Source organism: Pseudomonas sp. H2_A10 (assembly GCF_054680085.1).
The window spans coordinates 2,280,095-2,295,408 of sequence record NZ_CP162821.1; the positions used below are offsets into that span (position 1 = coordinate 2,280,095).

The window sequence follows — 15,314 nt, forward strand, 5'->3', positions numbered from 1 at the left end:
ATGGAACGTATCGATCACCTATTGCCCTGGGGGCATCTGGGCTGCGAACGCCAACTGAGCGTATTCCGCTTTGGCAGTGGCGAGCGCAAGGCCTATATCCAGGCCAGCCTGCACGCCGATGAACTGCCCGGCATGCGCGCCGCCTGGGAACTGAAAAAACGCCTCGGCGAACTGGAACGTCAAGGCGCCCTCAACGGGGTAATCGAGTTGGTACCGGTGGCCAACCCGATGGGCCTGGGCCAGTTGCTGCAAGGCAGCCACCAAGGGCGTTTCGAGGTAGGCAGCGGCAAGAATTTCAACCGTGATTTCGTCGAATTGAGCGAACCGGTCGCGGCGTTGCTGCAAGGCCGGCTGGGCGATGATGCCCACGCCAACGTGGGCATGATTCGTCAGGCCATGAGCGCCGCGCTCAGCGCGTTGCCGGCCCCGAGCAGCCAGTTGCAAGGCATGCAGCGTATCTTGCTGAGCCACGCCTGCACCGCCGATGTGGTGCTCGACTTGCACTGCGACGCCGAGGCCGCGCTGCATATGTACGCGTTGCCCCAGCATTGGCCGCAGTGGCGTTCGCTGTCGGCGCATTTGAACGTGAAGGTCGGCCTGCTGGCGGAAGATTCCGGCGGCAGCTCGTTCGATGAAGCGTGCTCGTTGCCGTGGTTGCGTCTGTCGCGGATGTTCCCTGAGGCGCAGATCCCGCTGGCGTGCCTGGCGACGACCCTGGAATTGGGTGGCCAGGCCGATACCGGCCGGGATGAAGCGATCTTCCACGCCGAAGGCATCCTCGCATTCCTCGCCGAGCAGGGCCTGATCAAAGGTCAATGGCCGGAGCCGCAGTTCGAGCCTTGCGAAGGCATGCCTTTCGAAGGTACGCAATTGCTGTTCGCCCCCCACGCCGGGGTCATCAGTTACCTGCGTAAGGCCGGTGACTGGGTTGAGAAGGGCGATGCGATTTTTGAAGTGATTGACCCCCTGGAAGACCGCGTGAGCGTCATCTGCGCGGGCACCTCGGGGGTGTTGTTTGCCGTTGAACGGCTACGTTATGCCCAAGCGGGTTTCTGGCTGGCCAAGGTGGCGGGGCGCGATGCGCTGCGGCACGGGCGCTTGCTCAACGACTGACCACCTGTTTTTGTGAGAACCGACCGCATGTACAAGCTTGAAGTCCAAGACCTGCATAAACGCTATGGCAGTCATGAAGTGCTCAAAGGCGTGTCCCTGGCCGCCGCGGCCGGTGATGTGATCAGCATCATCGGTTCCAGCGGTTCGGGCAAAAGTACCTTTTTGCGCTGCATCAACCTGCTGGAGCAACCCCACGCCGGCAAGATCCTGCTCAATAACGAAGAGCTGAAACTGGTGGCCAACAAGGACGGCGCCTTGAAGGCCGCCGACCCCAAGCAACTGCAACGCATGCGTTCGCGCTTGTCCATGGTGTTCCAGCATTTCAACTTGTGGTCGCATATGACCGCCGTTGAGAACGTGATGGAAGCCCCGGTGCATGTGCTGGGCGTGTCGAAGAAAGAAGCCCGTGAAAAGGCCGAGCACTACCTGGCCAAAGTCGGCGTTGGGCATCGTAAGGATGCGTTCCCCGGCCACATGTCCGGCGGCGAGCAGCAGCGCGTGGCGATTGCCCGTGCCCTGGCGATGGAGCCGGAGGTGATGCTGTTCGACGAACCCACCTCGGCGCTCGACCCGGAGTTGGTTGGCGAGGTGCTCAAGGTGATGCAGGACCTGGCTCAGGAAGGCCGCACCATGGTGGTGGTGACCCACGAAATGGGCTTTGCCCGCGAAGTGTCCAACCAGTTGGTGTTCCTGCACAAAGGCATTGTTGAAGAGCGCGGCAACCCGAGGGAAGTGCTGGTCAATCCACAGTCCGAGCGCCTTCAGCAGTTCCTGTCCGGCAGCTTGAAATAACACCCCTGCTGAAATTGCTGGCGCTTTAGGTGGGAGGGGGCTTGCTCCCGATAGCGGTCCATCAGATACACATGTGCTGACTGGTACACCGCTATCGGGAGCAAGCCCCCTCCCAGATTTGTTTTTGAGCTTTGTATTGGTTTACGGGCTAGCATTGCCCCACAGTTTCTTTCACTGTTTTTGTTTCGGATAGCTCCCACATGACCGCCCACAAAATTGGTTTCCTGATTTGGCCCAGCACAAAAGCGCTCACGCTTGCGCTGGCTGAGGAGGCCTTGCGCGTTGCTCAGCGGGTGCATCCGGATGTGGTCTACGAGCTGTCGTTCCTGCTCGCCGAACCTGCCACCGACGGCGCCTGGCAACTGCCGGGCGAGCCATGGGCCGGCAAGCTCGAAGGCTTCCAGAAACTGTTCCTGCTGGCTGACGAACCGCCCACCGTCATCGCCTCTCAACTGAGCAGTGCCCTCAAGCAACTTGTGCGGGCCGGCTGCGTGATCGGTGGTCTGTCGGCAGGCGTGTATCCACTGGCCCAACTCGGTCTGCTCGACGGCTACCGCGCCGCCGTGCACTGGCGCTGGCAGGACGATTTCGCCGAGCGCTTCCCCAAGGTCATCGCCACCAGCCATCTGTTCGACTGGGACCGAGACCGCTTGACCGCCTGCGGTGGCATGTCGGTGCTCGACCTGCTGCTGGCGGTACTTGCCCGTGATCACGGCGCCGAGCTTGCCGGCGCGGTGTCCGAAGAGCTGGTGGTGGAGCGCATCCGCGAAGGCGGCGAACGCCAGCGGATTCCGCTGCAAAACCGCCTGGGTTCCAGCCACCCGAAGCTGACCCAGGCGGTGTTGTTGATGGAAGCCAATATCGAAGAACCGCTGACCACCGACGAAATCGCCCAGCACGTGTGCGTGTCGCGACGACAACTTGAACGCATCTTCAAGCAGTACCTCAACCGCGTTCCCAGCCAGTATTACCTGGAACTGCGCCTGAACAAGGCGCGCCAGATGCTCATGCAAACCAGCAAGTCGATCATCCAGATCGGCCTCTCCTGCGGCTTTTCCTCGGGGCCGCATTTCTCCAGTGCCTACCGCAACTTTTTCGGCGCCACGCCGCGTGAAGACCGCAACCAACGACGCAGCAGCAGCCCCTTTGAATTGTCCTCGGTGCCGTCCGAACGCGGTTGACCCGCAGGCTCTATTGTTCCATTTCCTCCTCGGACACGTCGGGTGACGCAGCAAGCGGGTTCATCTGCGGGTCCAGCGTGACTTCTACTACGCCAAAGTCCACCGCATGGCGTCGGTAGTAAGGGCGCAGCATGGCAATTGTCGCGGGTGAGAGTGGGTTGCCATTCAGATCGAAGCCATCGGCCAGGTCAGGCGTGATTTCAAGAATGTCGCTGGGAAGCTCGGTGATCTGGTTGTCGCTCAAATCCAGTTGATCGAGCAGCGGCAGGTTGAATGCGCCCGCGGGGGCTTCGGTAAGCCCGGCATTCGAGAGCATCAGCGTTGAGAGCCCGGTCATCAAGCGTACGTTCGGTGTAATGCCCAGCGGGTTTTCGCTCAGGTCCAGGTAGTTAAGGTGCTCCAGGCCGCTTAACGCGTCGGCGCTGGCAGGGCTCAGGCGCAGGCCGCTGAACGTCAGGCTCAGCGACCTGAGCTTGGCCAGGTTGAACACCTCCAGTGGGATGTCCGGCAATGCGTAGCGATGCACCAGCAAGCTTTCAAGCTGAGGGAAGCGCTTGAGGAAGCCCGGCGGGATCGACGTATGGTGCTCGCCCACCAGTTCAATCCTCGCGACATGGTTAAAGCTCACGTTCAGTGCCGGCAAATCCCCCAGGATCGCGTGGGTGCTGACCAGTTCGTGAGTGTCTCGCGGCGACTCATGATCCGCGTACAGGGCGGTTTCCCGGCGCCAGCAGTCTTGCAGCAACGTCTTGAACGCCCGCCGTGTGATTTGCTGTTGCGCGCGCGTTCGGGTGTCCAGGGGGGCGTGGGTGACGGGGTGTCGCTCGGGGACTTCCACCGCCCACTGCTCAAGGTCTGTTTGCAGGCGCTCGTAGTCCGCTTTCATGTCGGTGAGGGTAGCCATTGCGTCGTCCAGGCTGCCCGGCAGCTTGAAGATAAATTGGCTGGCCTCCCTGTCGGTGAAGGTAGGGTAGAGCTCATGGACCCGGCGCCGCTCTTCAAGGCCGGCATCCGCGCCGAAGTGTTCGCCGGTTTGCTGGCAATAGGTTTTGACCCGCTCCAGGGTGGCCCGCGAGAGCGGGTTGCCGGAAAAATCAAAGGCCTTGGCGCGTTCGGCCGGCAACGTAAAGAGGGCATCGGGCAGTGCTTGAAACTGGTTGTCGCTGAGGCTGGCGTCGATCAAGTGGGGCAGGTCCGTCAGGCCTTGGGGCGCTTGGGCAATCTCTGTGTGGCTCAGGTTCAGCAGCTGCAAGTCGGTCATGTGTTCAAGGTTGGGCGCCAGCGTCAGCGGGTTGCTGGACAGGTCGAGGGTCTTTAACCCGCGCAGGCTGGCCAGGTTTTCACGGCTTTGCGCGGTCAACTTGATGGCCGTGTTGCGCAGTGTCAGGTCATTGAGATGGGGTTGCGACGTTACCTCGGTGGGCAGTGTTCGCAGGGCTATGCCGTGGATATTCAGGCTGCGCAGCTTGGGGAATTGGGCCAGGAACGCCGGTGTGCCTCGGGTGGACACATAGCCGTTCAATTCCAGGTAGGAGATGTGGTCGAAGTTGGCGCTCAGTTTTGGCAGTTCGCCATAGATCGGCTGGGTGAGGCGCAGCGTGAGGCCGTTGTCATCGGGGTTGGGGAAATGGCTATCGGACGGGGTTTCATGCCGCCAGGCGTGAACTATTTCTTCTACCCACCGCGCTCGATTGTGCCGCTCGGCCGTGATCACCGCGCGGCTCAGGGGGATCTGCGTATCGAGGAACGTCTGCGGCGTGTTGTGAAGCCAGGTCGCCAGGTCGGCTTGCAATCTCAGCAATTCTCTTTTGACGGATTGCAGCGTCAGCAACGGCGGACCCGCCTGGGCGCGCATGGCTTCCAGCACATTGCGCACTTCTTCCGGGTTCAGGCTGGGGTAAAGATCGCGCAGCCGATCTTCCAGCGACGGTTGCCCACTGGGGCCAGGCGTGGGTGAGGTCCGGTCATAGCCTTCCATGCCCCCTGGCAGGCGCATCAGTTTCGGGTCGTAAAGAGGCTTGCGCACGGGCATCTCGGCGAGCAGCGTGCCAACCTCTTCGCGCGTCAGCGCGTGTTGGCGCAAGGTCTGGCGCAGCAATCGGCCTTGGCCGATCTGCATGCCCAGCGCGTCGCGCTGGGCGTCGGGGAGTGCCTGGAGCACCGCTGTATAGAAGTCGGTTTCTCCAAAGAGCGTGCCCTCGCCGTTTTCTGGAACGTAAGCGCCCTCGGCCGTACGCACCAACGTACGTTGGATCGGCGCTTGAGGCGTGCCGATTGAGTCGCGCACGCGGCCTGTGCGCGAGTAGTCGGTGACGACCAGGCGCACCTGGGGCGACCAGCCCGGCAGCTTTTGCAAGGTGTGCAGGGCAAGGCGATGGGTGTCGCTGCTGTCCACCGAGTCCAGGTACAGCCCTTCGTAGGCGCGGCTGATCCTGACTTGGTGCGCCGCCCAACGTGCACGTTCCGTCAAGGTTGCGGGCAGGCTGCCCTGGTCGATTTCCAGCAGCTCCTGGCCGGTCGCTTCGCGCAACACCTCTTCGGCGGTGCTGGTAGGTAGGCCGGGCGTGGTGTCGATGATTTTTTGCACGCGAGGGTCGTGGGTGACCTCCCGGCTGCGATAACGCGCGTCAAACAGGGCAAAGCGTTTCTCCTCGGCTTTGCGCGCCAGGCGTTTGCGCAGTATGGCCGCGCGCACGTGGGGCTGTGTGACGGCCGCGCCAAACTCTTCTTCCAGTAGGATTTTGCGTTCGGGTTCGTCGAGGGTTTCGAGCAGGGTCTTGAGCAGGTCGCCATTTTTCAACTGCGCTTGGTGGACCTGCACCACTGCGGCGTTTTCCTTGCCTTTGAGTTCCCACAACGTGCGGCCTTCGGCGTCGAGAAAGCGCAGGGTTTTGGATGCAGGCCACAGGGCCGTATTGCTGAGCAACCAGAGTTGGGTCTGTGAATCGGCTTTTTGAAACAGCTCAGGGTCGTCGCTGTTCATCTGGTCGATGAAGTCTTGCAGTTGTTGGTCGAGGGTGACGCGCTTGAGTGCGTCGGCTAGCAGGGGCGGCGGTGGCTGGCGGTCCATGAACTGCTTGCGCAGGGCCGGTTCATCGGTACCGCTGATCAGCCGCGCCTCCTCCAGGCGTGCGTCGCTGAGGTGCTCGGCGAGTGGGCCTTGTCGGCGCAGGAGGGTGGCGCGGTCCCAGCTCAAAGGCTGATCCACTTCGGTGACCCAGGCGCCCGCGCCGTTGCCCATGATCTGGGGGCGGTAGGCGTGCGGGCGGGTCGGGTGTTGCATGAATGCGTGGCCGGCGCGTTGCTCAACGGCGAAGTGTTTGCCGTCGAGCGCCAGGATCTGTTTGCCTTGGTGGGTGTGCAGCCCTTCGGGGTTGGCAGATGATTCGGCAGCCAGGGTGATGTCGTGGGCGTAGGGCGTGAGATCAGGCTTCCAACGGCGGGTTTTGCCGTCTTCGCCGCTGACCGGGTGAAGCGTGTCGAAAAAATCCCACAGTGGCTGGGGCAGCGCCTGTCGTAGCAGGCTTTCGGCAATCGGTGCGCCCACCGCGAACATCCCCAGTTGCACCATTTGTTCAAGGATCGACATCAGGTGGCCGAAGGCCTGGCGCTTGAGCCCTTCGGCCCAATCGAGGATGCCTTCGAAGGTGTCGTCGAGCAGTTGGAAGGCGGTATAGCCGAGCATCAACGCCCCCAGCGGCGGTATGAAGGGGGTGGCGATAAAGGCCGCCACTTCGAGAATCGCCTTGGCGACTTTTTGCACGATGCTCCAGCGTTGCCAGCGCGCCTGGCGATCGGCGTCGGCGCTGGACACGGCGGTCACGCGTGCGTCGTTGAGCAGCTGGTTGAGTTTGTTTTCGTAGAGGTGTTCGTACAGGCCGCCGCTGATCTTGGTGGCGAAAAACTGCAGGTTGGGCTCCGCCACGGGCTTTTCGCGCCAGGTCGGTCGTGGGTCGCCGGGTTTGGGCTTGTGCCAGGCCACTTGCGACAGGCGATTGTTAAGGTCGGCAAAAAAATAGCCGCGGTGCTCCTGTTTGACGAAGCGGCAGAAGAACTTCTGGTAGTCGGCGCTGCGCAGCTTCGAGGTGAGGTCGAGCATGAACGCCGTGCCGTTGGGGTAGTACTTGAGCGGCGCCTGTGGGTCACCGGGGATGTAAGCCACCACGGGCGTTGAATCGTGGTGCGCCTCCAGGTCGGCGGCGAACAGCACGATACCGGTCAGCGGCGCTGCCATCAGGCTCAGGTCGTGGCTGAGCAGCAATTTGCCTTCCAGCATCATGCCGCGCAGGCCTTCGAGTTGGCCCTGAAGGGTGTAAAAGGCGGCGTCGCTCACGTCTTTTTTCAGGCGCGCCATATGCAGGCTGGTGTTGGCCTCGGCCTTGAGGCTTTGGATCAGCGTGTCGCGCAGGGTGGCCTTGACGGTGGCGTCTTCGAAGCCGAAAAAGCGCTTGAGGTAGCGTTGGTAGCGCGCGCCGATATCCAGCTCGCGGCACAGCTGGATGAACTGTCGGATGCTGACCTTGCTGGCGAACGAGGGCAACGTGTCGAACTGCCCGGTGGCGCTGGGTTGGGTGATAAAGGTTGAGTCGTTTGTGTAAGCGTGCGGCTGGCTTTCGGCCGCGTCGAAGTTATGCAGCGCGGCCGAAAGCAGCGACACGGTCCAGACTTTCGCGCCGCCGGTCGGCACGGGCAGCAGCGGGGTCGTCAGCGGTGTGTACAGGCGCAGGTAGGTGGTCGTTACATCGGCGTCCAGGCCGAACCGTTGCTTGAGCGCTTGCTGCAGCAGGGGCGCGGCGAACTGTTGCGGGGTCTGGAGTGTCGCCAGGGCGCTGTCCACCTGATTGTGCGCGTTCCAGTTCGTCGCCAGCGCCAGTTTGAGCGGCGCCTGCCGTTCGCGGCTGGTGGTGGCATGCCAGTCGGCAAATACCATCGGTGTGGCTTTTAATGCCTGGCGCTTGGCGGCTGAGGCGTTTCCCAGCCAGCTTGGCAGCGTTGTGTGTACACCGGCGGGCGCGATGCGTGTGGCCTGGATAACGCTTTGAATGACAGCGAAAGCCATGTGGCTGATCCTTCAGTGAATTGAGTCACCGTGATCAAAACAGGCTTTGGGCTCGTCCTGGCTTCAAATAGTTAGCGCGTGGCGGCAAATCAGCCGTGCGTGCCTCTGCCTCTCGGGCCCTGCACGGTTTAAACTGCGCCTTTGCGACGCTATTTGTCGCATTGGCGTAAACCCGCCAAAAACGCGGGTTGGCGCTATAAGAAGTTGTCGCTTGGCGGCAAGGCCGCGCTGAAAACTGTCCTTACAATCCCTGCATCGCCCGCCAGTTCCAGGCAGGCGTTCCTCTTCAGGAGACTCCGATGTCCGTTGAGCAAGCCCCGGTGCAACGTGCCGATTTCGACCAGGTCATGGTTCCCAACTACGCACCTGCCGCGTTCATACCTGTGCGTGGCGCAGGGTCCCGCGTATGGGACCAGGCGGGTCGCGAGCTGATCGACTTTGCCGGCGGCATCGCGGTCAACGTGTTGGGCCACGCCCACCCGGCGCTGGTCGGTGCGCTGACCGAACAGGCCAACAAGCTGTGGCATGTCTCCAACGTCTTCACCAATGAGCCGGCCCTGCGCCTGGCGCATAAATTGATCGACGCCACCTTTGCCGAGCGCGTGTTCTTCTGCAACTCCGGCGCCGAAGCCAACGAGGCCGCGTTCAAGCTGGCCCGTCGCGTGGCGTTCGACCGTTTCGGCAGTGAAAAGTACGAAATCATCGCCGCACTGAACAGCTTCCACGGCCGTACCCTGTTCACCGTCAACGTCGGTGGCCAGTCCAAGTACTCCGATGGCTTCGGGCCTAAAATTACCGGCATCACCCACGTGCCTTATAACGACCTGGCGGCGCTGAAAGCCGCCGTGTCGGGCAAGACCTGCGCGGTGGTGCTGGAACCGATCCAGGGCGAAGGCGGTGTACTGCCGGCCGAACTGGCTTACCTGCAAGGGGCCCGCGAGCTGTGCGACGCCAACGACGCGCTGCTGGTATTCGACGAAGTGCAAACCGGCATGGGCCGCAGCGGCCACCTGTTTGCCTACCAGCACTACGGCGTCGTGCCGGACATCCTCACCAGCGCCAAGAGCCTGGGCGGCGGTTTCCCGATCGCGGCCATGCTGACGACTGAAGCGCTGGCCAAGCACCTGGTGGTCGGCACTCACGGCACCACCTACGGCGGCAACCCGCTGGCGTGCGCGGTGGCTGAGGCGGTGATCGACGTGATCAACACACCCGAGGTGCTGGCCGGCGTCAAGACCAGGCATGAACAGTTCAAGGCGCGCCTGGAGCGGATCGGCACGCAATACGGCATCTTCACCCAAGTGCGCGGCATGGGCCTGTTGATCGGTTGCGTGCTCAGCGACGCGTTCAAAGGCAAGGCCAAGGACGTGTTCAACGCGGCCGAAAAAGAAAACCTGATGATCCTGCAAGCCGGCCCCGACGTGGTGCGTTTTGCCCCGAGCCTGGTGGTGGACGAAGCGGACATCAATGAAGGCCTGGATCGTTTTGAGCGGGCTGTAAAAACACTGACGCAAGCATGATGGACCGTTCGATGCCCGAGCGATTGAGCATCGAACCCAAATTTTTGTGCCGGGCCCGTCAGTTGGAGCGGTGAAGATCCAAATGTGGGAGGGGCGGTGCGACGATTCGACTTGCTTCCGATGGCGGTGTGTCAGTGAATTCATTCATCAACTGACACACTGCCATCGGGAGCAAGCCCCCTCCCACACCGGACGTCACTGGTTTCTGGACTGTGCCTGGTATTTTTTCCTATGAGTTTTTCGAGTTAAGGAGTGACACCATGCTGGTGATGCGCCCCGCGCAAATGGCTGATCTGGGCGAGGTACAGCGTCTGGCTGCGGACAGCCCGATTGGTGTCACTTCCTTGCCGGACGATGTGGAACGCCTGAGCGACAAGATCGCCGCCAGCGAAGCGTCCTTCGCGGCCGAGGTGAGTTTCAACGGTGAAGAAAGCTATTTCTTCGTGCTCGAAGACACCGAGACCGGCCAGCTCGCCGGTTGTTCGGCCATCGTCGCCTCGGCCGGCTACTCGGAGCCCTTTTACAGTTTCCGTAACGAAACCTTTGTGCACGCCTCCCGCGAGCTGAAGATCCACAACAAGATCCATGTGCTTTCCCAGTGCCACGATCTCACCGGCAACAGCCTGCTTACCAGTTTCTATGTGAAGCCTGCGCTGGTCGGTTCGCCGTGGTCGGAACTCAACTCCCGTGGCCGTCTGTTGTTCGTCGCCAGCCACCCCGAGCGCTTTGCCGACTCGGTGGTGACCGAGATCGTCGGCTACAGCGACGAGAACGGTGATTCGCCGTTCTGGGACGCCATCGGCCGCAACTTCTTCGACCTCAACTACGCCGCCGCCGAGCGCTTGTGCGGGCTGAAGAGCCGCACCTTTCTCGCCGAACTGATGCCGCATTACCCGATCTACGTGCCGCTGCTGCCGGACGAAGCCCAGGAAGCCATGGGCCAGGTGCACCCGCGTGCGCAGATCACCTTCGACATCCTCATGCGCGAAGGCTTCGAGACCGACCATTACATCGACATCTTCGATGGCGGCCCGACGCTGCATGCACGGGTTTCGGGCATTCGCTCGATCGCCCAGAGCCGCGTGGTGCCGGTGAAGATCGGTGAGATGGCCAAGGGTGTCGGCCGCCAGTACCTGGTGAGCAACGCGCAATTGCAGGATTACCGCGCGGTGATGCTGGAACTGGACTACGCCCCCGGCAAGCCGGTGACCCTGGACCTGGCGGCGGCTGAAGCGCTGGGCGTTGGCGAAGGCGCCAGCGTGCGTCTTGTTGCAGTTTGAGAGCCGGTATAAAACAGAGTTTCGCGGGTGGCTGCAAAGCGGCCCGTCTGAGGAGATAGCATGATCGTTCGTCCCGTACGCAGCAGCGATTTACCGGCCCTGATTGATCTGGCGCGCAGCACCGGCACCGGCTTGACCACCTTGCCGGCCAACGAAGAGCGCCTGACCCACCGGGTTGGCTGGGCCGAAAAAACCTTTCGCGGCGACGCCGGGCGCGGCGACGCGGACTACCTGTTCGTGCTGGAAAACGATGAAGGCCGCGTGGTGGGTATTTCCGCCATCGCCGGTGCCGTTGGACTACGTGAACCTTGGTACAACTTCCGGGTCGGCCTGACGGTCAGCGCCTCCCAGGAGCTGAACATCTACCGCGAGATCCCGACGCTGTTCCTGGCCAACGACCTCACCGGCAATTCCGAGCTGTGTTCGTTGTTTTTGCACGCCGATTACCGCAACGGCCTCAACGGTCGCATGCTGGCCAAGGCGCGCCTGCTGTTTATCGCCGAATTCCCGCAGCTGTTCGGTAACAAGATCATCGCCGAGATGCGCGGCGTGTCCAACGAGGCCGGGCGTTCGCCGTTCTGGGAAAGCCTGGGCCGGCACTTTTTCAAGATGGAATTCAGCCAGGCCGACTACCTCACCGGCGTGGGCAACAAGGCGTTTATCGCCGAGCTGATGCCGAAGTTTCCGTTGTACAGCTGCTTCCTGTCCGAGGATGCGCGCAACGTGATCGGCAAGGTGCATCCAGACACCGAGCCGGCGCTGAGCATGCTCAAGAGCGAAGGTTTCAGCTACCAGGGCTATGTCGACATCTTTGACGCCGGCCCGGCGGTGGAGTGCGAAACCGCCAAGATCCGTGCGGTGCGCGACAGCCAGTCGCTGGTGCTGGCCATTGGCACGCCGGGGGACGACGCCACGCCGTTCCTGATCCATAACCGCAAGCGCGAAGATTGCCGCATCACCGCCGCACCGGCGCGCCTTGCCGCCGGCACCCTGGTGGTTGATCCGCAGACCGCCAAACGCCTGCAACTGGTGGTGGGTGATCAAGTGCGCGCTGTACCGTTGTCCGCTGCTCGGGAGTCGAAATAATGAATTCGTTGTATATCGCAGGGAGCTGGCTGGCTGGCCAGGGTGAGCTATTTGAATCGCGTAACCCGGTAACCCAACAGGTGTTGTGGGCCGGCAATGGCGCCAGCGTCGAGCAGGTTGAATCCGCCGTGCAGGCCGCGCGCCAGGCGTTCCCGGCGTGGGCCCAGCGCTCGTTGGAAGAGCGCATCGGCGTGCTGGAAGCCTTCGCCAGTATCCTGAAACGCCGCGCTGATGAAATCGCCCGCTGCATCGGTGAGGAAACCGGCAAGCCGCTGTGGGAATCGGCCACCGAAGTCACCAGCATGGCCAACAAGATCGCCATCTCCGTGCAAAGCTACCGTGAACGTACTGGCGAGAAGAGCGGCCCCCTGGGCGACGCCACCGCCGTATTGCGCCACAAACCTCACGGCGTGGTGGCGGTGTTCGGCCCCTACAACTTCCCTGGGCACTTGCCCAACGGGCATATCGTCCCGGCCTTGCTGGCGGGTAACACCGTGTTGTTCAAGCCGAGCGAACTGACCCCCAAAGTCGCCGAGCTGACCGTGCAATGCTGGATCGAAGCCGGCTTGCCGGCGGGCGTGCTGAACCTGCTGCAAGGCGCGCGGGAGACCGGCATCGCGTTGGCGGCCAACCCAGGCATCGACGGTTTGTTCTTCACCGGTTCCAGCCGCACCGGCAATCACCTGCACCAGCAGTTCTCCGGGCGTCCGGACAAGATCCTGGCGCTGGAAATGGGGGGCAACAACCCGCTGGTGGTCGACGAAGTGGCCGACGTGGATGCGGCGGTTTACACGATTATCCAATCGGCGTTTATCTCGGCCGGCCAGCGCTGCACCTGTGCCCGTCGCCTGTTGGTGCCGCAAGGTGCCTGGGGCGATGCGTTGCTGGCGCGCCTGGTGGCGGTCAGCGCCACGATTGAGGTGGGCGCCTTCGATCAACAACCGGCGCCGTTCATGGGCTCGGTGATTTCCCTCGGCGCGGCCAAGGCCTTGATGCAAGCCCAGGAGTTGATGCTGGCCAACGGCGCCGTGGCGCTGCTTGAAATGACCCAGCCGCAGGATCAGGCGGCGTTGCTGACCCCCGGCATCATTGATGTGACCGGCGTCACCGAGCGCGAAGACGAAGAACTGTTCGGCCCGCTGCTGCAGGTGATTCGCTACGTTGATTTCGAAGCGGCGATCACCGAGGCCAACAACACCCAGTACGGCCTGGCTGCCGGTTTGCTGTCGGATTCCGAAGCGCGTTACCAGCAGTTCTGGCTGCAAAGTCGCGCCGGTATCGTCAACTGGAACAAACAACTGACCGGCGCCGCCAGCACTGCGCCATTCGGTGGGGTAGGGGCTTCGGGCAACCATCGCGCCAGTGCGTATTACGCGGCGGATTATTGCGCGTACCCGGTGGCGTCGCTGGAGACCCCGAGCCTGGTGGTGCCGGCCACGCTGACCCCCGGCATAACACTGATCTGAATGTGGGAGGGGGCTTGCTCCCGATAGCGGTGTGTCAGTCACCTGATTCATAACTGACAGACTGCTATCGGGAGCAAGCCCCCTCCCACACTGGATTTATGGTGTTTTAAAGACTTTTACTGCCTTATAAAAACAGATGTTCGTGGAGCCTCGCCGATGAAATCCTATGAAGTCAATTTTGACGGTCTAGTGGGGCCGACCCATAACTATGGCGGTTTGTCCTTCGGCAACGTCGCGTCCCAGAGCAACAGCCAGCAGCATTCCAACCCCAAGGAAGCCGCGTTGCAGGGCCTGCAAAAAATGAAAGCCCTGATGGACATGGGGTTTGTGCAAGGCGTGCTTGCACCGCAGGAACGCCCGGACGTAGCCGCTTTGCGCAGCCTCGGTTTCGGTGGCACTGATGCCCAGGTGATCGAGCAGGCGGCCAGGCAAGCCATGCCGTTGCTGGTGGCCAGTTGCTCGGCATCAAGCATGTGGGTGGCCAACGCCGCCACCGTCAGCCCGAGCGCCGACACGTCTGACGGCCGCGTGCACTTCACCGCCGCCAACCTCAACTGCAAATACCACCGCAGCATCGAGCATCCGACCACCAGCCGCGTGCTGGGGGCGATGTTTGCCGATGGCAAGCACTTCGCCCACCACGCCGCGTTGCCGGCTGTGGCGCAGTTCGGCGACGAAGGCGCGGCCAACCACACGCGTTTCTGCCGTGAATACGGCGAGGCGGGCGTGGAGTTTTTTGTGTTCGGGCGCAGTGCATTCGACCCGCGTTACCCCGCGCCGCAGAAATACCCGGCGCGCCAGACCCTCGAAGCGTCCCAGGCCGTTGCACGCCTGCACGGCCTGAAGGACGAAGGCGTGGTCTATGCCCAGCAGAACCCGGCGGTGATCGATGCCGGCGTGTTCCATAACGACGTGATCGCGGTGGGCAATGGCGAAGTGCTGTTCTATCACGAGGATGCGTTCCTCAATACCGAACCGATGCTCGCCGAGCTGCAAGGCAAGTTGGGCAAGCTGGGCGGCAACTTCCAGTCGGTGTGCGTGCCACGTGCGCAGGTCAGCGTCGAGGACGCGGTGCGTTCCTACCTGTTCAACAGCCAATTGCTGACCCGCCCGGACGGCTCGATGCTGTTGATCGTGCCGGAGGAATGCCGTGCCAACGAACGTGTGTGGCACTACCTGCAAGGCCTCACCGCCTCCGGTGGGCTGATCCGCGAAGTGAAGGTGTTCGACCTCAAGCAAAGCATGCAGAACGGTGGTGGCCCGGCGTGCCTGCGCTTGCGCGTGGCGCTGAACGAAACTGAACTGGCGGCCGTGAACCCAGGGGTTATCATGACCGCGCCGTTGTACGACACGCTGACCCAGTGGGTCCACAAGCACTACCGCGACAGCCTGCGTGAAACCGACCTGGCTGACCCGCAATTGCTGCTTGAGTGCCGGACGGCACTGGATGAACTGACGCAAATCCTTAAACTGGGCTCGGTTTATCCTTTCCAGATCAATTAATGCCGCACGGCTGAGAGCTTTTATTTATGACCGACACCCTGCAACTTATCCTTGAAGACACCGACGGCACCCAGTTGGAAACCTCCTGCACCCGCGTCGCCGTGGTCTGGCAGGGCAAGGAGATCTGGATCCAGCACGACGGCCGCGGCCAACTGCTGATCGGCGTGGATGTGGAAGAAGGCGATGCCGAGTACGCCAACCTGCTGATGCGCCCACTGGCCACCAACCTGATGAGCCTGCAACTGGAAATGGAACCGGCCGACGTCGAAGGTGATGACGACGATCACGTCCACGGCCCAGGCTGCAACCACTAA

Annotated in this window: 10 protein-coding genes; 9 read left to right on the plus strand and 1 reads right to left on the minus strand. The window is 62.2% G+C overall.

The window, feature by feature from the left end; genetic code table 11:
* The 3 genes from AB4O23_RS10595 to AB4O23_RS10605 all read left to right on the plus strand — a co-directional run bounded on the left by AB4O23_RS10595 (position 1) and on the right by AB4O23_RS10605 (position 3,086).
* A complete protein-coding gene (locus tag AB4O23_RS10595) occupies positions 1-1,113 on the plus strand; it encodes a succinylglutamate desuccinylase/aspartoacylase family protein (protein ID WP_017529412.1) in 1,113 nt (370 codons plus the stop codon).
* Positions 1,114-1,140: 27 nt separating this feature from the next.
* A complete protein-coding gene (locus AB4O23_RS10600) occupies positions 1,141-1,905 on the plus strand; it encodes an ABC transporter ATP-binding protein (protein ID WP_017529413.1) in 765 nt (254 codons plus the stop codon).
* A 200-nt stretch (positions 1,906-2,105) separates the two neighbouring features.
* On the plus strand, positions 2,106-3,086 hold the full coding sequence (locus AB4O23_RS10605) for a GlxA family transcriptional regulator (protein ID WP_017529414.1): 981 nt from the start codon (positions 2,106-2,108) through the stop codon (positions 3,084-3,086).
* A gap of 10 nt (positions 3,087-3,096) precedes the next feature.
* On the opposite strand, the gene AB4O23_RS10610 is transcribed toward AB4O23_RS10605, so the two are convergent.
* Positions 3,097-8,145, minus strand: a complete 5,049-nt coding sequence (locus AB4O23_RS10610; protein ID WP_460063082.1) for a dermonecrotic toxin domain-containing protein — start codon at positions 8,143-8,145, stop codon at positions 3,097-3,099.
* 299 nt (positions 8,146-8,444) lie between these two features.
* Between AB4O23_RS10610 and AB4O23_RS10615 the strand changes: the two genes are divergently transcribed.
* The 6 genes from AB4O23_RS10615 (at position 8,445) to AB4O23_RS10640 (ending at position 15,314) form a co-directional block, all read left to right on the plus strand.
* Positions 8,445-9,665 carry an aspartate aminotransferase family protein gene (locus AB4O23_RS10615; protein WP_065876830.1) on the plus strand — a complete coding sequence of 407 codons (1,221 nt, stop codon included), beginning with the start codon at positions 8,445-8,447 and terminating at the stop codon, positions 9,663-9,665.
* Positions 9,666-9,925: 260 nt separating this feature from the next.
* Entirely contained in the window at positions 9,926-10,945 is a 1,020-nt protein-coding gene (aruF, locus tag AB4O23_RS10620; protein WP_017529417.1) for an arginine/ornithine succinyltransferase subunit alpha, read from the plus strand.
* 60 nt (positions 10,946-11,005) lie between these two features.
* Positions 11,006-12,031 (plus strand): arginine N-succinyltransferase, encoded by a 1,026-nt coding sequence (gene astA / locus AB4O23_RS10625; protein WP_017529418.1) that lies wholly within the window; start codon positions 11,006-11,008, stop codon positions 12,029-12,031.
* A complete protein-coding gene (astD, locus tag AB4O23_RS10630; protein ID WP_161979904.1) occupies positions 12,028-13,497 on the plus strand; it encodes a succinylglutamate-semialdehyde dehydrogenase in 1,470 nt (489 codons plus the stop codon). Before astA ends, astD begins: the two co-directional genes overlap by 4 nt.
* Before the next feature lie 156 nt (positions 13,498-13,653).
* Positions 13,654-15,000, plus strand: a complete 1,347-nt coding sequence (astB, locus tag AB4O23_RS10635; protein WP_017529420.1) for an N-succinylarginine dihydrolase — start codon at positions 13,654-13,656, stop codon at positions 14,998-15,000.
* A gap of 26 nt (positions 15,001-15,026) precedes the next feature.
* The gene (locus AB4O23_RS10640) at positions 15,027-15,314 is read left to right on the plus strand and encodes a hypothetical protein (RefSeq protein WP_017529421.1); all 288 of its coding nucleotides are present in this window, start codon (positions 15,027-15,029) and stop codon (positions 15,312-15,314) included.

Excerpts from the sequence above, each read along its gene's own strand:
- AB4O23_RS10595 (WP_017529412.1), top strand. The coding sequence starts at position 1 with ATGGAACGTATCGATCACCTATTGCCCTGGGGGCATCTGGGCTGCGAA.
- AB4O23_RS10600 (WP_017529413.1), top strand. The coding sequence starts at position 1,141 with ATGTACAAGCTTGAAGTCCAAGACCTGCATAAACGCTATGGCAGTCAT.
- AB4O23_RS10605 (WP_017529414.1), top strand. The coding sequence starts at position 2,106 with ATGACCGCCCACAAAATTGGTTTCCTGATTTGGCCCAGCACAAAAGCG.
- AB4O23_RS10610 (WP_460063082.1), bottom strand. The coding sequence starts at position 8,145 with ATGGCTTTCGCTGTCATTCAAAGCGTTATCCAGGCCACACGCATCGCG.
- AB4O23_RS10615 (WP_065876830.1), top strand. The coding sequence starts at position 8,445 with ATGTCCGTTGAGCAAGCCCCGGTGCAACGTGCCGATTTCGACCAGGTC.
- aruF (WP_017529417.1), top strand. The coding sequence starts at position 9,926 with ATGCTGGTGATGCGCCCCGCGCAAATGGCTGATCTGGGCGAGGTACAG.
- astA (WP_017529418.1), top strand. The coding sequence starts at position 11,006 with ATGATCGTTCGTCCCGTACGCAGCAGCGATTTACCGGCCCTGATTGAT.
- astB (WP_017529420.1), top strand. The coding sequence starts at position 13,654 with ATGAAATCCTATGAAGTCAATTTTGACGGTCTAGTGGGGCCGACCCAT.
- AB4O23_RS10640 (WP_017529421.1), top strand. The coding sequence starts at position 15,027 with ATGACCGACACCCTGCAACTTATCCTTGAAGACACCGACGGCACCCAG.